The 20,554-nt window shown below is 42.7% G+C and carries 20 protein-coding genes; 9 read left to right on the top strand and 11 right to left on the bottom strand.

Annotated features, from left to right (window positions below):
* Positions 1-79 precede the first annotated feature (79 nt).
* Positions 80-1,636 carry a glycoside hydrolase family 32 protein gene (locus ACWXW9_RS22715; RefSeq protein ID WP_494931313.1) on the top strand — a complete coding sequence of 519 codons (1,557 nt, stop codon included), beginning with the start codon at positions 80-82 and terminating at the stop codon, positions 1,634-1,636.
* 141 nt (positions 1,637-1,777) lie between these two features.
* Here the strand turns inward: ACWXW9_RS22715 and ACWXW9_RS22710 are convergent, their stop codons facing one another.
* From ACWXW9_RS22710 to ACWXW9_RS22670, 9 genes are all read right to left on the bottom strand, one after another.
* Positions 1,778-3,004 (bottom strand): MDR family MFS transporter, encoded by a 1,227-nt coding sequence (locus ACWXW9_RS22710; RefSeq protein WP_494931282.1) that lies wholly within the window; start codon positions 3,002-3,004, stop codon positions 1,778-1,780.
* A gap of 29 nt (positions 3,005-3,033) precedes the next feature.
* Positions 3,034-4,536, bottom strand: a complete 1,503-nt coding sequence (locus ACWXW9_RS22705; RefSeq protein ID WP_494931281.1) for an amino acid adenylation domain-containing protein — start codon at positions 4,534-4,536, stop codon at positions 3,034-3,036.
* A gap of 22 nt (positions 4,537-4,558) precedes the next feature.
* Positions 4,559-5,314 carry a HesA/MoeB/ThiF family protein gene (locus tag ACWXW9_RS22700; protein WP_494931280.1) on the bottom strand — a complete coding sequence of 252 codons (756 nt, stop codon included), beginning with the start codon at positions 5,312-5,314 and terminating at the stop codon, positions 4,559-4,561.
* A 54-nt stretch (positions 5,315-5,368) separates the two neighbouring features.
* Complete coding sequence (locus tag ACWXW9_RS22695; protein ID WP_494931279.1) at positions 5,369-5,614, bottom strand: phosphopantetheine-binding protein; 246 nt, start codon at positions 5,612-5,614, stop codon at positions 5,369-5,371.
* Positions 5,604-6,635 (bottom strand): hypothetical protein, encoded by a 1,032-nt coding sequence (locus ACWXW9_RS22690; protein ID WP_494931278.1) that lies wholly within the window; start codon positions 6,633-6,635, stop codon positions 5,604-5,606. Before ACWXW9_RS22690 ends, ACWXW9_RS22695 begins: the two co-directional genes overlap by 11 nt.
* Before the next feature lies 1 nt (position 6,636).
* Complete coding sequence (locus ACWXW9_RS22685; protein WP_494931277.1) at positions 6,637-6,909, bottom strand: ubiquitin family protein; 273 nt, start codon at positions 6,907-6,909, stop codon at positions 6,637-6,639.
* A 13-nt stretch (positions 6,910-6,922) separates the two neighbouring features.
* A complete protein-coding gene (locus ACWXW9_RS22680) occupies positions 6,923-7,795 on the bottom strand; it encodes a formylglycine-generating enzyme family protein (RefSeq protein ID WP_494931276.1) in 873 nt (290 codons plus the stop codon).
* Positions 7,770-8,285: a hypothetical protein gene (locus tag ACWXW9_RS22675; protein ID WP_494931275.1), complete on the bottom strand. Its 516-nt coding sequence runs from the start codon at positions 8,283-8,285 to the stop codon at positions 7,770-7,772. The genes ACWXW9_RS22680 and ACWXW9_RS22675 overlap by 26 nt, the downstream gene beginning before the upstream one ends.
* Positions 8,286-8,791: 506 nt before the next feature.
* Complete coding sequence (locus tag ACWXW9_RS22670) at positions 8,792-9,256, bottom strand: MarR family winged helix-turn-helix transcriptional regulator (RefSeq protein WP_494931312.1); 465 nt, start codon at positions 9,254-9,256, stop codon at positions 8,792-8,794.
* Between the two features lie 278 nt (positions 9,257-9,534).
* Here ACWXW9_RS22670 and ACWXW9_RS22665 point away from each other — a divergent pair, with 278 nt between their 5' ends.
* The 3 genes from ACWXW9_RS22665 to ACWXW9_RS22655 all read left to right on the top strand — a co-directional run bounded on the left by ACWXW9_RS22665 (position 9,535) and on the right by ACWXW9_RS22655 (position 12,513).
* Positions 9,535-9,969: a hypothetical protein gene (locus tag ACWXW9_RS22665; protein WP_494931274.1), complete on the top strand. Its 435-nt coding sequence runs from the start codon at positions 9,535-9,537 to the stop codon at positions 9,967-9,969.
* A gap of 493 nt (positions 9,970-10,462) precedes the next feature.
* Positions 10,463-10,600 carry a hypothetical protein gene (locus ACWXW9_RS22660; protein WP_494931273.1) on the top strand — a complete coding sequence of 46 codons (138 nt, stop codon included), beginning with the start codon at positions 10,463-10,465 and terminating at the stop codon, positions 10,598-10,600.
* Positions 10,601-10,842: 242 nt separating this feature from the next.
* On the top strand, positions 10,843-12,513 hold the full coding sequence (locus ACWXW9_RS22655) for a ribonuclease J (RefSeq protein WP_494931311.1): 1,671 nt from the start codon (positions 10,843-10,845) through the stop codon (positions 12,511-12,513).
* 275 nt (positions 12,514-12,788) lie between these two features.
* Here ACWXW9_RS22655 and ACWXW9_RS22650 read toward each other — a convergent pair whose 3' ends face one another.
* Complete coding sequence (locus ACWXW9_RS22650; protein WP_494931272.1) at positions 12,789-14,054, bottom strand: BaiN/RdsA family NAD(P)/FAD-dependent oxidoreductase; 1,266 nt, start codon at positions 14,052-14,054, stop codon at positions 12,789-12,791.
* A 392-nt stretch (positions 14,055-14,446) separates the two neighbouring features.
* Here ACWXW9_RS22650 and ACWXW9_RS22645 point away from each other — a divergent pair, with 392 nt between their 5' ends.
* The 3 genes from ACWXW9_RS22645 to nadE all read left to right on the top strand — a co-directional run bounded on the left by ACWXW9_RS22645 (position 14,447) and on the right by nadE (position 17,674).
* Positions 14,447-16,186 (top strand): two-component system sensor histidine kinase NtrB, encoded by a 1,740-nt coding sequence (locus tag ACWXW9_RS22645; RefSeq protein ID WP_494931271.1) that lies wholly within the window; start codon positions 14,447-14,449, stop codon positions 16,184-16,186.
* Positions 16,187-16,328: 142 nt separating this feature from the next.
* On the top strand, positions 16,329-16,763 hold the full coding sequence (locus ACWXW9_RS22640; RefSeq protein WP_494931270.1) for a BrxA/BrxB family bacilliredoxin: 435 nt from the start codon (positions 16,329-16,331) through the stop codon (positions 16,761-16,763).
* A 101-nt stretch (positions 16,764-16,864) separates the two neighbouring features.
* Entirely contained in the window at positions 16,865-17,674 is an 810-nt protein-coding gene (gene nadE, locus ACWXW9_RS22635; protein ID WP_044646127.1) for an NAD(+) synthase, read from the top strand.
* A gap of 94 nt (positions 17,675-17,768) precedes the next feature.
* Here the strand turns inward: nadE and ACWXW9_RS22630 are convergent, their stop codons facing one another.
* Positions 17,769-18,596 (bottom strand): alpha/beta hydrolase family protein, encoded by an 828-nt coding sequence (locus ACWXW9_RS22630; RefSeq protein WP_494931269.1) that lies wholly within the window; start codon positions 18,594-18,596, stop codon positions 17,769-17,771.
* A gap of 178 nt (positions 18,597-18,774) precedes the next feature.
* Between ACWXW9_RS22630 and acpS the strand changes: the two genes are divergently transcribed.
* Together acpS and mutY are read left to right on the top strand one after the other, a co-directional pair.
* Positions 18,775-19,179, top strand: coding sequence for a holo-ACP synthase (gene acpS, locus ACWXW9_RS22625; protein WP_494931268.1), 405 nt, complete (start codon positions 18,775-18,777; stop codon positions 19,177-19,179).
* Positions 19,180-19,183: 4 nt separating this feature from the next.
* Positions 19,184-20,419, top strand: a complete 1,236-nt coding sequence (gene mutY, locus ACWXW9_RS22620) for an A/G-specific adenine glycosylase (RefSeq protein ID WP_494931310.1) — start codon at positions 19,184-19,186, stop codon at positions 20,417-20,419.
* Positions 20,420-20,554: the final 135 nt, after the last annotated feature.

The raw sequence follows: 20,554 nt of genomic DNA, 5'->3' as shown, positions 1-20,554 counted from the left end.
GCAGTGAGAGGGTGGGAACCGACCGTTCCTGCATGCTCGTCTGACAATCCAGACAAAGAGAGTTGGGAGGATCGTCATGATGAAAAACATAGCTTCTAAGAGCATTTGGATACGATCCATCGTGGTCATCGTGGGCTTAAGTATTTTATTAGCGATAGGCTGGAGTCTTTATCACCCTGCTAAAAGTGAAAGTCTAGAAACACAGAAGAGACCAACCTACCGGGCTTCCTATCATTTTACCGTTCCGGATAAGTGGAAGAATGATCCTCAACGCCCCATTTATTTCGATGGAAAATATCATTATTACTATTTATATAATCGTGACTATCCCAAAAAGAACGGTACAGAATGGCGACATGCCACATCTACCGACCTGGTTCATTGGAAAGATGAAGGGGTGGCGATTCCCAAATATACTAACCCGAATGGAGATCCTTGGTCCGGTTCAGTCGTGATCGACGATAATAACACCGCAGGTTTTGGAAAAGGCACGCTGGTAGCCATTGTGACACAGCCCTCCGCAGATGGAGGAAAGCAGGAACAATTTTTGTGGTACAGTAAGGACAAAGGCAAGACGTTTACTTCTTACCGCAACAAGCCTGTGATGCCCAACCCCGGTACAAAAGACTTCAGAGATCCTAAAATCATCCGAGATATTCAACGTAATCAATGGGTGATGGTCATGGCGGAAGGAACAAAGATTGGCTTTTATGAGTCTGATAATTTAAAGGATTGGCGTTATACGAGCGGCTTTCAAACGAAAAATATCGGGCTTGTGGAATGTCCTGACCTTTACCAGATGCGGGCGGATGATGGAAGCTATCAATGGATTCTGGGCGTGAGCGCAAATAGCAAATCGACAGGTGGACCCAACACATATGCCTACTGGACGGGAGATTTTAATGGAGAAGCATTTCTCCCTGATCGCAGTGAGCCTGAGTGGCTGGATTATGGCTTTGACTGGTATGGTGCAGTTACGTTTGAGGATGGGAAAGACAAAGATAAATACAGTCACCGTTATGCTCTGGCCTGGATGAACAATTGGGATTATGCCCATAACACGCCTACCCTGAAGGAAGGCTTTAATGGAATGGATTCGATTGTTCGTCAAATTCGGCTGAAGCATACAGCAGATGCCGGCTATCGCTTGGTTTCACAGCCGATAAAAGCTTTGGAGCAATTCCAAACTTCAAAGAAATCATTTGGACAGATCAAGGTAGAGGGTGCTCACCCGCTTCCGGCAGCAGGCGATGCTTATCAGTTAGAGGCGGATGTATCTTGGTCAATGATCAAAAATGCGGGATTCAGGCTTCGAGAGTCAGCGGACGGCAAGCGTCATGTGGATGTGGGTGTTTCGGTGGATGGGCAATACTCCTACGTAAATAGAGCCAACACCGGGCAGCCGGATCAGAGTGGAAAATATATAGAGAGCAGGGCACCTTTTGATGCCACTAAGAAAAACGTTCACCTGAAAATTCTCGTCGATAAAACCAGTATTGAAGTCTTTGTAGATGACGGAGAAGTAGCGTATTCCAGTTTAATATTCCCGCGATTAGAGGATCAGGGAATTACTCTTTTTACCGATGGCGGCCCGGCTATTTTTAACAATGTAGTGATCAAGCATTTTAATCGTTAGCGGGTATCGTAGAAGTATAACGTTCCAGCACCACAATACCATGGGTATGACCCACAAAGGCTATCTTTTTAAAAGTGAAGAGAATTCTCTATAAAAAGAGGCAGTTCGGGCACCAAAATAAGGTCCGAGCTGCCTCTTTATTCAACTATTGTACTTTTCAGCCTTAACTAAATTATTTTCTGGATTTGCTCGGTAGAATAAAGTTCCTACTAGAATAATAACGATCATGGTCATAAAAAGTCCTATCCCACCTAACTGATTCAGCAAAAAACCACCTAGTATAGGACCAATAAATTTCCCGGTGTACAAAAAGGATTGGGCACCGTAATAAGTACCTCTCAAATGATCAGGAGCAATTTTATCGACCATAGAACTGGAAGCAGGGAAATAAAATATTTCTCCTATGGTAAATATAAACATGGATATAAGCAGAAGTATTAAATGTGGTGAAAAACAAAAACCTATAAATCCTATGGATATTAGTATATTCCCAAATACTACAGCGTTTAATGCCCCCTTTTTTTCAATCCAAGCTGTTAGAGGCATTTGTAGTATTACAACTAATAATGCATTCAAGCTCAACATTAACGCATAAAACTTAACCCCATCTGTAAAATTTTCAGATAGGAACTGTGGCAAAGTAGAATCTAATTGGGAGTAGGCAATCGTAACAATAATCCCGCCAATTAGCAGGTACCGGTAGATAGAATCCCTGAAAATAATACTAGCAGCAGCAGAAAAAGTGACATTTGGTTTTGAATTGCTTTCAATTTCTTTGATATTAAAGAAATTCAATAATAAAGATAAGAGAATTGCATAAACGAAATAAAATGTTCCGGTTATTAAGAAGGCAAAAGAACTTTGTTCTAATGCTATATATGCCCCCACTAGAGGCCCTATTGTAACGCCTACATTAATAGCAAGATAACGCAAAGAAAAAATTTTGACTCTTCTTTCACTTTCCGTTAGATCAGACATTAAGGCCTGAGCGACGGGTTCAAAAAAAGTTCTACATACACCATTTAAAATGTTCAATACCAGAAAGACCATGGCTAACTTTGTATAGAAGAAACCAACGAAAACAGCCCCCCACACATAAAGGGCAAAGAGCATAATTTTTTTTCGACCAAAACGATCTGATAGAACGCCACCAAAAAAACCTCCTAAAGCACTTGCAAGAGCACCTGATCCAACAATTAAACCAATTAAGGTTTTATCCATTTCAGTAGTTGTACTGAGATAAATCGCTAAAAACGGCATGCTCATTGCATTTGCAGCTCTTGCAAGTGCTGTACCAGCCAAAAGGATGTATACAATGGGGTGGAACCCTTTCAGATCCAGAATCCCTTTTTTTATATTGTTTATCATAGGTCTCTCCTTCATGTCTTGATAATATCTTAAAAGCTGTAGGGAGAAGGGAGAAGAGGTTTGTTAGTCTTCCCGCTAACTGTTAAAGGGAACTTATCCAGCCTAACAACATGGTTAGGAACCATAAAAGAAGGTAAAAATTGATTCAGAAACTCTTTTAAATGAAGGGAGTTTATCTCCGCTTCAGATAAATAATATGCACATAACTGGTCTTGATTTTGTGGGTTTTGAATAACTTTCACACAGGCGTCTAGAATATCAGGGTAGGTCTTGAGGTAGTGTTCTATTTCACCGATTTCAATACGATAGCCTCTAATTTTGACTTGATCATCTACTCGTCCTAAATAAAGTAGATTATCGTCATCTAATTTTTTTGCATGATCTCCTGTTTTATATAAATACATGTTTAAATGATTATTGAAGACAAATTTTTTCTTTGTCATTTCTTCATTATTAAGATATCCGATCGCTAGATTAACTCCTCCAATACATAACTCGCCTGATTGACCTCGAGGGACTTCATTGTGGTTTTCATCCATTACAAAAGCACTACAGTTTTGAATTGGTTTACCAATAGGTATAGAATCATATTGGTGAGATTTTTGATTTTTCCAGATCGTAGCGCAGATTGTTGTTTCGGTGGGGCCATAAGCATTTACATACTCAAAGTCCGACCATTTTTTCACTAACTCAGATGAAACTTGGGAACCTGCTGTTATTACCAGCCTTAGATTTCTAACCTTTGTAGGATCAAGATATGAAAGATATGTAGGACCAAGAGTAACAACAGTAATTTCATTAGTAGTTAAATATGTTTCAAAATGTTTTGGGTTCATTATAATATTCTGAGGGACAATAAATAAGCTGGCTCCGATAAAAAGAGCCATGAATATTTCCCATACAGATGCATCAAAAGAAATGCTAGCAAATTGCAAAATTTTATCTGTTCGATAAATATATAAGTCATTAGTAAAAACTGATTTTAAATTACATAGTCCTTTATGTTTTATTAGCACACCTTTAGGTGTACCTGTTGATCCTGAGGTATAAATTATATAAGCAGGATCGGAAGGATTAGCAGTAATTTTAATTTTTTCCTCGACTTTAGGTATATTTACGATATCATCTAATAATATTATCTTACTTGTTAATTCGTCATATATTTGCTGATGCTTATGCGAGGTTACGATAATTTTTGCCATGCTATCATTGATCATGTACTTAATTCTATTAATAGGGAGGGACGGATCTATAGGAAGAAATACTCCCCCACTTTTTAAAATGGCCAGCATTGCAATAATGGTTTCAATTGAACGATCATTAAGTATAGCAACTACTTGATTACTCTTGAGATTATGCGTATAGATCAAATGGTATGCCAAGCTATTTGCATTTTCATTCAATTCTTCATATGAAATCGACTTATCATAATCCTTTACTGCTAGGCTGGTCGAATATTTCAAGGCAATTTCTTCAAAAAGCGCATTAGTTAATGAGCCATTTGTTGATTCTGCTTCTCTCATTAAGTCCATTACATTTTCCCTCCAGCCTAAATTATTTATTAGAACAAACAGGACAATGAGGATTTCTAACGATATCTACTTTTCTAATCGTTGTCGATAATAAATCAAAATATATTAATTTATGATTTAATGATTCACCGATATTTAATAGATACTTTATAACTTCTGTAGCTTGAAGGACCCCAACTAAGCCGGGAGTTACACCTATTACTCCAAATTCTTGTTTTTTTAGATTTGTAGGAGCTTCAGGATACAAGCACCGATAGCAAGGCCCCTTACCAGGTTCTATAAGCATTATTTGTCCTTCAAAATGAAATATGCTGCCCTCAATTAGAGGCTTGCCTAATTCAACACAAACATCATTTAGCATATATCTGGTTTCGAGATTATCTACTGCATTAACAACAATATCGTAATCGGGAACAATTTCTAAGGCGATTTCTCTTACAAGTCTGTCTGTTGATATTTCTATAGAAATATTAGGATTCAATTCTGATAATGTTTCTTTTGCAGAATTCGCCTTTTTTTGATCAATGTTCTTATGACTATGAAGTATTTGTCTATTTAGGTTCGTTAATTCAACATGATCGTTATCAAAAACTTTTATATGGCCAATACCTGCTGCTGCTAGATAAAGAAGTAGGGGAGAACCGATACCTCCAGCTCCGACAACCAACACTTTTGAATGCTTCAGTATTTCCTGCCCTTTTTCTCCTATTTCAGGCAGTATAAGTTGTCTTCTATAACGTAATTTTTCTTCTTCAATTAACGTATTTAATGTGCTCATGCTTATGATCTCCTTTTAGGTATAATTAAATTTCATAAAATCTGAGTTTTAAAATTAACTTTTTTCAATCAGCTTTGATAAACTTGCAATATTATTTATAGAATTAACATCAAATTTCTCATAATCGAATTCGATGTGCAGCATTTGTTCAAGCTTTACAACTAAAGAAATAGTAGACATTGAATCAAAACCAAGTTGGTTTAAAGGAGTGTCACTGTATTTTGTATAATTATTATTGATATCTTGTAATACATCGTCAGGTATTAGATCAGTTAATAGCTCGATAATTTTATCTTTCATATATTTTTCCCCTTATTAACATATTTAATAAATTAGCATTGAGCTCTTGATAATTTTGCATAAGTAAAATTAACTGATCTAAGGATTTAAAGTATAATTCCAAAGACCGTTCACTTGGTTGCTTGACAACCATACTTGAGAAAAATTGCAATTTACTTATGGCTTCATCAATGTTCTTAATACTGACTTCCAGGTGAGTGCGAAATTCTTTATCAAGAAAAAAATTTTGATGCAGCACATATTTCAAAAAATGTTTAATTGGATGTAGTTTACTGTTTATTTGTTTGCAAAGAATTTGTTGGTCCAATTTAGATATAGAGGGAGATAAAAATTGTTCAGAATTTTTTTGAATATATTCTTTTAAATCGTAAAAGCCTGTTAAGGAAGTTGAAATTTTTTTTCCGGCTTTAATAAAATCATTTTCTCGGATATCCATTTGGTATAATTCATGAAAAATAAATTTTACAGATTCAAGTAAAGTGGTGTTTTTTAACTTATCTAGAATGGGTGAATAATTATAGATCGTTAAATTTATAGTATTTTCGTTATTATGAATTTTAGAATTGAATGTATTTATATCCATGTATAATTTTGTTGTTTTGTTCGCTTCGTTTATGTGGGTATATATAACTCTGTCTTGCTCAATTCTTTCTAATAGTACGGTTGTGTAATATTTAGAACCATCAAGATGTTCCATTTGCATTATTAGAGATACATAATAGCCTTCCTTAAAATGGTTATGGATAATTTTCTCTATATTTTGTACATCAGTTGAAATCTCTTGTTTTATATAATTATCAAGAAAAGTTTCTAAACCATTAACTAATGGAAGAAAAGGCTCTCCTGCTGTGTTGAATTTCCATCCTATAAATCGGTCTAAATAAAAAAGAGGGTAGGATTCAATTTGATAAATCTGGGTAAAAAGGTAGTGGTAAGTTCTTTCATAACAAACATACCCCAATGCTTCTTCTAGATATTGTTGGGGTAGCTCTTTGGAATCCGCTGTAACAAGTTTAGTCATATTAGCCTCCTGCAAATTGGAGAATAATATTTAGTTCATCATCTTTTTGAAAGTTAACTGTTTCGTAATTCTCATATTTAAGAAGCTCGTCATTTAAGACTAACAATACATTCCTTTTCACTTTTCCATCCTGATCCCAAAGTTTATCTTCTAAATCTGGAAAGCTCGTGATTAAGTTATTTTTAAGCTCATGAAAGTTGTTTGCTTTAACTAATAACTCTTGTTGGTTGTTAGCAAGGCTTGTTAAAAATTGCGGCAAGGTTAATGTAATCATTTGAAGTTCCTCCTTAGTGTTTAACTAATCTAAAACCAAGATCGTAACCGTAAAAAGCTGCAGGCTCATGATGACGAAAAGTACTTCTACACATGTCTATAAATGAATGAAAGCTTCCTCCACGACAAACTCTGTTCGAGGCCTCTGCTTCATTGACAGGATTTTTTTTATTTGAATAGTTATAAAAATTTGGGGCGTAGGTATCCAAACACCATTCCCATACATTTCCTTTCATATCGTATAAACCATATGGATTGGGTTTTAATTGAGCTATTTTATGCAATTTGCCCCCGGAGTTATCACTGAACCATGCATAGTTAGTTAGCATAGACTCTTCGCACGGAAAATTATCGTTTACTCCACCATTAGCTGCATTTTCCCACTGTGCTTCTGTAGGAAGTTGAGAATCACACCATAGCGAAAACATAAAAGCGTCATACCAGGTTATATTAACTGCTGGATAATCATGTTGATCAACTTGGTAAGTATGTTCAAATTCTTTATATAATTCTTTTGAAATAGTTTTTGACATTATAGAGTAGGTAGATAAGAATACTTCATGCTGAGGCTCTTCCCCGCAATATATATATTTAGCATCTGCTCTAGCTCCCATATTAAATGAACCTTCCGGTAACTCTACCAGTAATGGAGATATAAATTCCTTAAATCTTTTATCTTTATCCTTGTAAAATCTGGTATAAAGAATTTCCTGCTCAATATGTGAGGGCATTTTTTTTAATATTTGAAAACCTTGATACAGAATTTCATTGTTTGATACTCTAGGCTTTCCAAATCTGTCAGTATCAAATATGTTTCTAAGAAATTTAATCAGCTCATCAGTAGTAGGTCTATCTTCAGATTTAGTTAAATGCATAGCTTGGTTCACTTTCACTCTCCTCCTTTAAAATATGAATTTTAATCTCGCTAACTCTTTTTACAGGGCTTACTTCAAAAGCTCTTAATTGAGGATACTCGAAAGTTCTTAAAGAAATTAATAGATGCCAAACACTGGAGGAAGGATGCAAGTCGACATCTACTCTGGCTAATATTGCAGGATGTCGCTGATGACTGTGGAAAACGCCTACTTTAAAAAGCTTGTTTTTTCTTATATATTTTTCTACTTTTATAGTTTCTTCTGGTGAGGTTAAGAAACCAGCATCATGATGGTCCTTGTAATAATTACCGTAAATTGAGAAATAGTCCATAAACAAATCTTTTACATCTTCTTGCATAATTATATATTCTGTAGGGCTTCCGCTGGGTTCATTCGATAAGAAATAACCATATGCTTTCTTAGGAAATTGAGATTTAACATCCCTTACAAAGTTATCTAATATTTTTTTGGGAAAAGTTATATTTTTTTCATATTCAATCATTTAATATAATCACTCCTTATTTTGAATAATATCCGTAGAAAGTAATATAAAAATAATCCTTATTCAATTTAGCGTGATACTATCATCAAGAATAATCTTACACAAGTTGATAAATCATACATTGATTTAACCTTGAGTTAACAAAAGTTAACACAGAATTAACAATAGAATGATTTTTCTGGTTTTTTCGACATGATTAGATATAAAGCTACAGATTTCATCACTTTCATAGATATAATTGATAAAAAAAATTTCTCAAATCAAAAAAAATATTAATCAATATTTTCTCTGTGATTTATGCACATTTCTTAAATTTTAAAATATTTTGTTGATGCGTTTTTTCTATTCGCTAATTGGGTATGCATAATACCGCCTTTTCAGGTATATAAAAAGTCCACCCATTATAAAAGGGTGGACTTTCCTGGTGTAAATCAAATTTATTTTCAGCGAGCTATATGGTTGTTTGGTTCAACACAGTTGATAATTTTCTAAAATTACTATTCATTCTATTTGTGATAAGGTGACAGGTTGTCAGCGCTACGGCCTAGCTTTTTGAGCAGACCAATGAGCTGATCTCTTTCGGATTCACTGATTCCGCTAAAAGCACGTTCAATCTGACGTGTATAGTCCGGGTAAATTTCGTCCATGACGCGTTGTCCCTCGTCCGTCAATTCCGCATATATAATCCGACGATCCTGGTCGCACGGGTGACGGTGCAGATAACCGCGGCTCTCCAGTTTGTCAATAACATAGGTGACATTTCCGCTTTGCAGTAGCAGCTTTGCTCCAATTTGCTGGATCGGCTGCGCACCCTTGTGATATAAAACTTCCATCACGGCGAAGGCCGTTGGGTTAAAGCCCACCGTTTTGATGCCAGCAACCGCATGTTCATTTACACTTTTGAATGACTTGCCAAACACGCTATACAAATGCATGGATTGCTGTGTCACCAGTGTTCGGTAATCTATCATCTTCATTCCGCCTTTATGTATGGATTTGGGCATCCTTTGACCGCTCGGCTCGGATGACCGGGCAACCATACCCTTGTTACTAGCATAAAGGGATTTACGTAGGGAAAACATGCGTTTTGTCACAGTAGCTGTTTTTTTAACTATTTAATTTCAAAGCTTTAAAGTAAATTTTTGAAAAATAAAGGTTTTGAATGTAAAAATGCCGTCCCAGATGGTTATATTAAAAAATAATATATATTTTGGAACCAAAATAAGATACAGCAGAGGAGATGAGGCACATGGAGACGGGCTCTTTCCGTTTTCAATTTCGTGATCCGCAGCAGGCGGCCCATGCCTGTGAAACATTAAAAGAAATTGGGTACACCGCCAGCACAAACGGTGACACTGGTCTGAGTGTTCATATTGAGAATCAGGATGTACTGTCTGCACTGGAAATTTGCCAAGCCTATGAAGGTAGTATGATCGAGGCAGGGAACCTTTCTTCTGAACCGGGCGCAATCCCCGGCTTGCAGGGAAGTGTGAGCACACACAACCCAGGCTATAGCCCGGATGACTGGATTATCCCCGCACATACCATCAACGAAGATTGGAGCGAAGCCTATAAAAACGGCTCATCCTCAACGAACAGCATCCCGACAAAGGAGCACAACGTCAGCTCCGATCAACAACCCGAGGAAGATGTGGACGGCTTCTCTGGCAGCATCCATATCTGACCCCATGAATGAGCGTAATGACCAGCCAGGTGGATGCTTCTGATTGTTCATTGCGGCTAAAAGCGGAATCCAAAACTTTGTCCTTGCGCTGACAGTGTCAACCGGGCCCTTGGACAGTTTTAAGAAGTAAAAAGCACCAGCAAACCTTGAGAGAGTTTGCTGGTGCTATTTTATGGATAAAGAAGAGCTATGTTAATCACTCAGTATCACTAAACGACGGAAAGAATGGACAGCCACACGAAATGTAGTGGAAAGGGCAATCTAAAGAAGACACAAAAAAATCAAACATCCATAAAAAAGCTTTGATAAATGGGGTATCAAGCGCGATTTGAGTGTCGGCGTACCCTATCGGGAAGATGGCTATGATTCTGGACAACAGCCGGATTCATCATGCCACGGGGTTGTAACCTTTTTTTAAAGGAGCATCCGCGTCTGCAACTCGTCTTTCTGCCGCCTTACAGATCCAAACCTGAATCCGGTTGGAGGATTAGGGTTGTGGCTCAAATCCGATGTGGTCAACAACGTCTTTTTTGAGAAGTTTTATAAGATTAAGCTTCACGTCAGCCAGTTTATGAAGCGAATTAATAAGCAACCGATCGAAACGATTGATCGCCTGTTGATTAGGTTTTAATCTTAATTGCGGTTTATATAGTTGCTGTTATTTTTGCTGCTATTTCGGCAGCGGTGGGTATCTAATAAATCAAGCGCAGACCCCCTGTCTTTTAGAGACAAGGGGTCTTTCTGTGTCCAGAGAAGGAATGCCCCTCCCTGTATGTATGGATGAATGCTCACTTCTTTCCCATGTATAGTGCATAAGTTTACGTGGAAAATGAATAATATGGATAGCATTTTCCTAAGGAGGAAATAAACTTGATGCTTGCTGATAACAGATTACTCATTGCTGCTCTAGGCGGTGTTAATGAAATCGGGAAAAACATGTATTTCATCCAATACGATCAAGATATTGTTGTTATCGATTGTGGCTCCAAGTTTCCTGATGAAAATTTGCCTGGTATTGATCTCATTGTGCCGGATGTCACCTATCTACTGGAACATAAAGACAAAGTCAGAGCGCTCATCGTGACTCATGGGCATGAGGATCACATCGGAGGTATTCCTTATTTACTGAAACAGATCAACATTCCCGTTTATGGGACAAAGCTCACCATCGAATTGATTAAGATAAAGCTAAAGGAGCATAACCTTTTACGTGATGCCGAGCTTCATCTTATAGATGCGAATTCAATCGTTCAGGCTGGCACGATCCAGGCCTCCTTTTTTACCACCGTCCACAGCATCCCTGATTGCTTGGGAGTCTTTTTTCAGACACCGGAAGGAAATGTGGTTCATACCGGGGATTTCAAATTCGATATGTCTCCCGTGAGCGGACCCTTTCCGGATCTTCATCGAATGGCCGAAATTGGAAAACAGGGAGTTAAAGTGCTTCTTTCCGAAAGTACAAATGCCGAAAGACCAGGATTTACTCCATCAGAACGTTTGGTTGGCGGGCATATTTTAGACGCATTCGCCAGAGCCAAACAGCAAGTATTTATCTCTACGTTTGCTTCCAATGTTAACCGAGTCCAACAAGTCATTGACGCGGCTGTGGAAACAGGACGCAAACTGGTTTTACTCGGACGAAGTATGATAAATGTGGTATCGGTAGCTAAGGAACTGGGCTTCTTAAGCATGCCAGAAGATCTGCTGATCGAGGCGGGAGAAACAGAGCGGTTTCCTGCAGAAGAAATCGCCATTTTATGTACAGGAAGTCAGGGTGAACCGATGGCTGCACTGTCCCGGCTAGCCAATTCGATGCATTCAAAAATCGAAATTTTGCCCGGTGATACTGTAATCATTGCCGCAGGAGCCATACCTGGGAATGAACGGAATCTTGCCCAAGTAATTGACAATCTGTACGTACTGGGCGCCAACGTTATTTATGGATCAGGCAGCACCACAGGGATGCACGTATCCGGTCATGGCAGCCAGGAAGAGTTAAAATTAATGATGACCCTGATGAAACCCCAGTATTTGATCCCCATACATGGTGAATTCAGAATGCTGTATCAGCATCGTCAGCTAGCAGAGTCTGTGGGGATTCCTATAGAGAATGTATTTATTGTCCATAACGGTGACACTATTCAAATCGAAGAGGGAAGGACATCCCTGGGACCCAAAGTACCATCCGGCAATAGTCTAGTAGACGGTCTGGTAACAGGTGACGTAGGTAATATTGTACTGCGAGACCGTAAAAAGCTTTCTTCAGACGGAATGCTGATCATTGTTATGACTTTGAGCAAAAACGAGAAGCATATGCTCGCAACGCCAGAGGTCATTTCAAGGGGCTTTGTGTTTGTTAGGGATTCCGAAGCCCTCATGAATCAAATCCACGAGACGATCATGTCCACAGTGAACGAGTTAACAGAAATCGAAATGAGCCAGTGGGGTCTGATTAAGCAGATGTTAAAAGATGATGTTGGCCGGTTCATTTACAGTCAGACCAAGAGAAGACCCATGATTTTGCCTATCATTATTGAGGTTTAAGAAATGGCATGGATTTTGTTCATTACGCTTATCAAAAAAAGACTTAAATCAGTCGTATTACTGATTTAAGTCTTTTTTCATCTCCTTTTCCTACCTCCCCCAAAAAACGAGGATGCGGTGGCGGTATGCAGCGAAGCGGAGGATTTGAATCTGAAGAAGCGACAGCGTTCGCCTTTGCCACGGGATTCTTACCCTTAAATGTTTTATATAATCAAAAGAATCCCGTGGCAACAGCGATCGTAAGATCAAAGCCTACGCGTAGCGTCTCCACACTCCTAAAGCATTTCGTTTAAAGCCGCCTGTGTTCCCGCCGTATGCCCCGTGGTAAACGCCGCCGTAATATTATAGCCGCCCGTGTACCCGTGAATATCCAAAATCTCACCGCAGAAAAACAATCCCGGCATCAGCTTGGACTCCATCGTTTTCGGATTGATTTCCTTCAAATTTACACCGCCTCCGGTAACGAACGCCTCCTTCAGAGAGAGCGTACCGTTCACCCGAATCGGAAATGCCTTGATTCGATGGGCTAACTCCTGCCATTGCTGCTTCGGAATATGATCGTACGTCAAATCCTCACGCAGCTCGGTTTGCTGGAGCAGCAGCGGAATCAGGCGTTCCGGCAAATAAGGCTTGAGTACGTTTTTAATTGCTTTTTTGGCATCTGCTGCCGCCAGCTCCAGTGTTTCACGGTAGACTTCATCGGCATGCTTATGAGGCTGCAAATCCAGAGTCAGCAGTACCGTGCTGGTCTTATCCTTTTTCATCCCTTTAACGACAAACTGGCTGCATCGCAAGGCGGAGGGACCAGACAGGCCAAAGTGTGTGAAAATCATGTCTCCCTCGTGGACGACGACCTTTTTTTGCTTCGCATTCCACACGGTCAGGCTGATGTTGCGCAAGGATAGCCCCTGTAGCTCCTTCGTCTGAATAAAGGTCTCACCTGATGTCAGCGGTACCTCCGTTGGATACAGCTCGGTAATCGTATGTCCTGCTTGCTCAGCCCATGCGTAGCCGTCACCTTCCGAGCCTGTATGCGGAACAGATTTGCCGCCGACCGCGACAATAACGTTGCGGCTGCGAAGGGTTTCACCGGAACGCAGTCTTACCCCGGCAGTGTGGCCTTCTTTGTAAAGAACCTCCTGTACGGGACTTCCTGTTCGAATGTCCACTCCTTGAGAACGAACCTTGTTTACCAAAGCATCGACAACCGTTTTGGCCTTATCCGTCACGGGAAACATACGCCCGTTGTCTTCTTCCTTTAAGGCTATGCCCAGTTGTTCAAAAAAGGCGATGATGTCCCGGTTGCCAAAGGCAGCCAGCGCACTGTGCAGAAAACGGCCATTGCCGGGGATGTGCCGAATCAGCTCGTCCAGCTCTTTTGCATTCGTGACGTTGCAGCGCCCTCCACCGGAAATACCCAGCTTTCGTCCGAGTTTATTTCCCTTTTCCAGTAAAAGCACCTTGGCGCCCTCACCGCTGGCTGCCGCAGCGGCCATTAATCCGGCTGAGCCGCCTCCGATCACAATAACGTCGTATGTCATGAACCTCTTCCTTTTTGTAGAAAAATTTTTCGAAAACCCAAAATGGAGTAACAGGATTTTCATCATATCGTAATACCGTTATCTTAGATACACATTATCGCGGTATTTTTGTATAAAGATATAACATACCAAAATCTTGGGTATTCGATTTCATTTGCTCTAGAATGCAATATATAGATGAATAAAATTATCTCAGTCCATATATAGATAGTAGAAGCCATCTTCTCGATTTTCCCAGAAAATACGTAAAGCCGTCATCTTCATATCTATCTGGTGTTTCGCAGATTTTGTCGTTCTATACCGGGATTTTAACACATATATTGTAATATATTGTAGCCTGTGCTTTAATTCAACTAACGGCGTCAAGGAAAGATGATGAGGGGGAGAAGTCCTTGTTAATTGCGTTGAAGGAAAGTGTGCTTCAAGTTCTCCTTGCCGTGATGTCGGCGGGTTTTTTCTCTATATTAACGGATTGTGGGGATAAGAAAAAGGTTTGGGGTGGCAATCTGCTTCCCGGATCTAATCAAGGGATCCTTTATTTGTGTTGCTTGCCGGCCATACTGCTATGTTCGCTCTTTCAATATCAGTCTCCTTATGGCTTGCCTTCCAACCTGGGAATTATCCCTCTCGCTGTTGGCATCATGTACGGCAGACGGCGCACCGCATTTGTTCTTGCCGCTTCTGCGCTGGTCAGTGTTCTGATTATAGCGCAATCTACGGCAATGTCGCCAATGTATGTGGGTACGGGTTTTATTCTTTTTCCTTTTATGCTGCTGCACGTCAAGTTCTTTCAAAGAGGAACATTATTGGACAAAAAACTTCTGATTTCTGTCTATGTTGCGGCTGATATGCTGCTTAAGGCGTTATTCCCGCTATTGTGGGGCAAACAGGATGTCTGGGTATACGTCCCCGATCTCCTTACGACGCTGTGGAATATTGCAGCAGGTGTACTGGCAAGCTTTATAGTCGTCAGTCTGATGCAAAATGCCTTCGAGAAGATAGCGTTACGGCGGGATGTGACTGAGTTTACGAGCAAATATTTAATTGAAGCAGATAAGCTGCGTCAAGTTATGGATCTGATGCCGTTAGCTCTGGTCACTCTGGACAGCGAAGAACGGATTATACATATGAACAAAACGATGCTGGAACTCTATCGGGATCTCGATCCGTTTATTACGCTGCCTGAGGTGGTGGGTCGTCCTTTGACATCGCTGTTTGGTTTTAGCACTGCACCAGTGGTCAATGAGCGTGTTGCGAGGGCCCTTGAAGGAGAGGCGGGTGCTGATTTTATAAATGTGCCTCCCAAAGTGTTTTTCTCAAGCTTCCTTCCTATTCGTGATAAACATGCAAGCAAAACGACTGGTGTCATTATCGCTTTGCAGGACATTACAGAGCTGGAGACACTGCGCAGCGAACTGGGTAATTTCGAGAGGCTTAGTCTGGTCGGACAGATGGCGGCAGGCATTACTCATGAAATACGCAATCCAATGGCGGTTGTGCGCGGATTTTTACAGCTCATGCGCGAAAAGAGTCCCGATTCCCTCGGTCATTACTACCGTATTGTGATGGAGGAGCTGGATCGGGCGAATGGAATTATTAACGATTTCCTGTCACTTGCCCAGAACCGAATTGTCGAGAAGGAGCAATGCCATCTTCATGACATTATTCGTGAACTCACTCCTCTGCTGTGGGCAGATGCCAACCTGAGAGGACAGACGATTGAGCTGAAGCTGGAGGAGCATATCACCATGCTACATTTGAACCCTAAGGAAATGAAGCAATTGCTGCTTAATCTGTCGCGTAATGCGATGGAGGCTATGGGGGATAAAAGCGTGCTGACGATTTCGACTCATGAAGAGGGCGATTTTGTGGAGCTGGAAGTGAAGGATACGGGTCCCGGTATTCCGCAAAATCAGCTTGAAAAGCTGTTTCAGCCTTTTTACACGACCAAAACGAAAGGGACAGGTCTGGGCCTGGCCTTATGCCAAAGCATTGTGGAACGTCATCACGGTACCATTGCCGTAGATTCGGTGGAAGGAATGGGAACGCAGTTTAGGGTTCGATTGCGCAGAACCATTCCGGCTTACAGGGAACATTCTGAATCACCTTCCATGAATTCCATACAGAAATAATTGTACAAATATATGTCTGGATTTTTGCAAATTGCGTGAAAAAGATTGTATAATAAAGATTAGATGTCCATGTCTTTAACACGGCAGAGGCTGAAATTAAGCAACGTAATATACATGATTTTTCGAAAAGGAGTGAACGAATATGTCGATGTCTTTTGATCAATATATGAGAGATTCTGTTCAGCCGATGCGCGATGAACTGACGAGTCTCGGAATTCAGGAGCTGCGTACTCAGGAAGATGTGGAGGCCAAGCTGCCTGATGCCAAAGGTACAGTGTTGGTCGTTGTGAACTCGGTATGCGGTTGTGCCGCAGGTCAATGCCGTCCGGGTGTAGCCGAAGCGCTGAAGCATGATATTACACCGGATCACCTGTACACGGTTTTTGCTGGTCAGGATAAGGAAGCAACGGCGAAGGCACGCGAATTTTTCGCACCATATCCGCCATCTTCTCCTTCGATCGCGCTGTTGAAAGACGGCGAACTGGTTCACTTCATCGAGCGCCATCAGGTGGAGGATCGTTCGGCAGATCAAATCGCTGCTGATTTGACCAGTGCATTTGACCGTTTTTGCCGGTAAAACAGCTCAAGCTAGGCCCCGCATTTTTCGCTTGCGAAACTTGCCGGGGCTTTTGCATGTTGGCTTGTGAAGGAAATTCCTAAAAAAGAGGTGCTTATCTGATGAGTTTGCAGGAACAGATTATTGCTGAATTGGGAGTACAACCTACCATTAACGTAGAGGCTGAGGTCCGCAAGCGTGTGGATTTCCTCAAGACGTACGTCACGAAAACCGGAAGTAAGGGTCTGCTGATCGCCATCAGCGGCGGGATCGACAGTGCCGTAGCGGCTGCCTTGTGCAAACAGGCTACGGATGAGCTGACGCAGGAGCAGGGCGAAGAGTACAAAACGCTTGGAGTATTTCAGCCGTATGGCAAGCAGGAAGATATCGAGCACAGCTACGCGGTAGCCAAAGCGTTTGACCTGAAATATGCCGGGGAAACGAACATTCAGGAAGCGGTGGACAAGGTTGCCGTGGAAGTAGAGCATTCGTTGAAGGATATCGGTCTTGAGCGTTCCATTACCCCGCAAGTGAGAGGGAATGTGAAGGCGAGAACACGTATGGTGGTTCAGTACGCGCTTGCGAATGAGCTGAATCTGCTCGTTGTGGGTACGGATCATGCCTCGGAAGCCATCACAGGCTTTTATACTAAATGGGGCGATGGTGCCGTTGATATCACGCCGCTCAGCACGCTGAACAAACGTCAGGTGCGTTTGCTGGCGAGTTACCTGGGAGTTCCGCAGGCCATTCTGGACAAAGCGCCTACAGCGGGATTGTGGGAAGGCCAGACGGATGAAAAAGAACTGGGCATCTCTTATGAAGCGAACAGCGACTATCTGGAAGGCAAGGAAATTGACCCGGCGGCACGTGAAAAGCTGGAAAGCTTCTTCACACGCACAGCGCATAAGCGGACAAGCATTCCAGGCATTTAAACAGCGAACAATTATGGAATTGTAAAATAATAATGCGGCGATCCGCCCGGCGGATCGCCGTTTATTTTGGCGACAGGTTGTAGCTTAATTAGTGTTAATTAGTGATCCATTCAATAAAGCGACGGGTTTCGGTAATCGCCTGATCCAGCGGAAGGCTGCTTCCCTGGAACGGGTGAACGGTATTGAAGGTATGATTGCCCCCTTGAATTTGCACCCATTCAATATCAGGACGAACCGAGGTAAGCAGGGCAGAGCCTTCACGCAGGCGTTTGGAATCATCGGTACCCTGAATGAGTACGGCAGGCAGTTGGCTGTCTTTAAGCCTGTCCACGATGGCAAAGCGCTGGCGATTCTGTTCCATATCTTCCAAAATAACAAGGTCCAGCGGAAGCTGCTGTCCGGTTCTGGCGTTTTGCACGTAGCTGCGTCCCTTGGTCCGCATTTCTTCTTTTTGTGGCAAGGTGAACAGGTCCAGGTCAGTTACGCCATTCCATGAAATGACGCCGGATATTTCGCCGGGATGATCCAGACCGTATATGAAGCAGCTTCCCGCACCACGACTGTGTCCTAACAGAAACAACGGCAGCTCTCTGAACTCGTGGCGTGCTCGCAGATTTGTCAGCAATACGTCCAAGTCCTCTTGTTCCCGGCTGTAGGTATTCCGTGCGAACTTTTCCAGCTCGGTAAAATTCGTCAAATCCTCACCTATGCCATTATGTGAAAAGTTGAAGGTTATGACATGGTTGTCTATGCTCAAGGCTTCTGCTATATAGGGGAACATGCCCCAATCCTTAAAGCCCTTATAGCCATGAGCGATGACGAGCAAGCTTTTGGCTGTATTTTTGGCGGGAAACCAGGAAGCCCGGATTACCGCATCTGTACCTGCTTCCGTACCTGCTTCAAAAACGAGTGATTCTGACATCCTATCCTTCCTCTCTACGGGAATTTTAAATAGGCATATAAGCTAAATCAACATTTGCAAATAGCCTCTCTTATTTTAACATATTTTGGTGTCGCTTTTACGGCTTTGTGACTCGCCATGATGTGGACACGCTGTTACAATAGGGGCAGTAAAGTATAAAAGGACGGGGAATACCCAAATGATCTACGGAATCGGACATGATGTGCTGGAAATAAGCCGGATGGCTGACATATTGGCAGGCAAGCATGCAGACGCTTTTTTGAATCGGGTGTTGACCCCGGCTGAACGCGACCTTGCTGTGGAGCGAAGGGGCAGGCTGGCGGAGTTTGTAGCAGGGCGCTTTGCCGCGAAGGAAGCGATAACGAAAGCTTTCGGCTGCGGAATCGGGCAGATGATCGGGTTCGGCGATATGGATATTTTACCGGAGCCAGGGGGCAAGCCGGCGGTTTATTTATCTGCCCCTGCGTGGGACAGACTGGGGCTGTCGGGTGCGGGCGGCTCGGATTACAGCATTCACCTGAGTATTACACATCAACCCAACATTGCCTCTGCTTTTGTGATTGTTGAATATAAGGAGACATGATGTGATGACTACCCATACATTGGAACAAAAACGTTATTTCAGCTTCGAGCTGCTGAATTGGTATACACGAAGCAAGCGTGATTTGCCGTGGCGCCGTCACCGGAATCCTTTTTACATCTGGATTTCGGAAATTATGCTCCAGCAGACGCGTGTTGATACGGTGATTCCGTATTTTAACCGTTTTATTGCACGCTTTCCGACGATTGAGGCGCTGGCGGAAGCGCCTGAGGAGGATGTGCTTAAGCTGTGGGAAGGGCTAGGTTATTATTCACGAGCCCGGAATTTGCAAACGGCAGCGAAACAAGTGGTTGAGCTTCACGGCGGGGAAGTGCCGGATGATACGCAGGCTGTCGCTGCTCTGAAAGGCGTAGGCCCGTATACGACGGGAGCGATTATGAGCATTGCCTTCAATCGGCCGGAGCCTGCTGTGGATGGAAATGTGATGCGGGTGCTGTCGCGATATTTCCTGATTGAAGAGGATATCATGAAGGGCAGCACGCGAGCGCATATGGAAAGTCTGGTGCGGGAGCTGATCCCCGAAGGGAGAGCCTCCGACTTCAATCAGGCACTGATGGAGCTGGGTGCCCTGGTCTGCACGCCGAAGTCGCCCCAGTGCCTGACCTGCCCGGTCATGGAGCATTGCTCGGGCCGATTGGCAGGACGGGAGGAGACGCTCCCGGTCAAGACGAAGGCGAAGCCGCCGCGGCTGGAGCCGCGTTCCGTCGCCCTCATCGAGGGCAGCGGCGCGAATGCAGGCCGCCTGCTTGTGCGTCAGCGCCCGGCCAAGGGCCTGTTGGCCCGCATGTGGGAGCTGCCGCACGAGCTTGTCGGGCCGGAGGGCTACAACGGCCCGGTGCCGGATGAGCCAGCCATGGATCACCTGGCGGCTCATTTGCTGGCGGAGGGCGTGCTCGCGCGTCCGGTGCGGTTTGTACGTGAGGCGGAGCACACGTTCAGCCACATTCACTGGAACCTGCGTGTGTTCCAGTGTGAAGAGGTCGCCAGCCCTGCCGGAGAGGCTGGCGGACAGTCGCTGGCTGCCGAGCAGCGGGCAGGCTACAGCACCGGTGGTGCGAAGCCGGGTGCGCTGCTTGCGCTGGCGGAGCAGGAGGAGCGCACGGCGCCGCCTGCGGGGTACCGCTGGATCAGCGAGGCCGATATGGACACCTTGGCGTTTCCCAAGGTGTTCCTCGATCTGATCACTGAATATTTTGCAAAGCAAAAAGGGACCTTGATGTAGGCCCCCAAGCTGTCGGGAGAAGTCCCGGCAGTTTTTTTGTGTTCTTTTTTCATTAAGCCCGACATCTCATTTAAATAACGATACGTATAGGCAATACCTATCCATAGTCGTAGCCGAGGTTTTAGGCTAATTCTT

The sequence above is a fragment of the Paenibacillus sp. LT-B23 genome (genome assembly GCF_059417685.1).
This window is presented reverse-complemented; position numbering and strand designations above follow the sequence as displayed.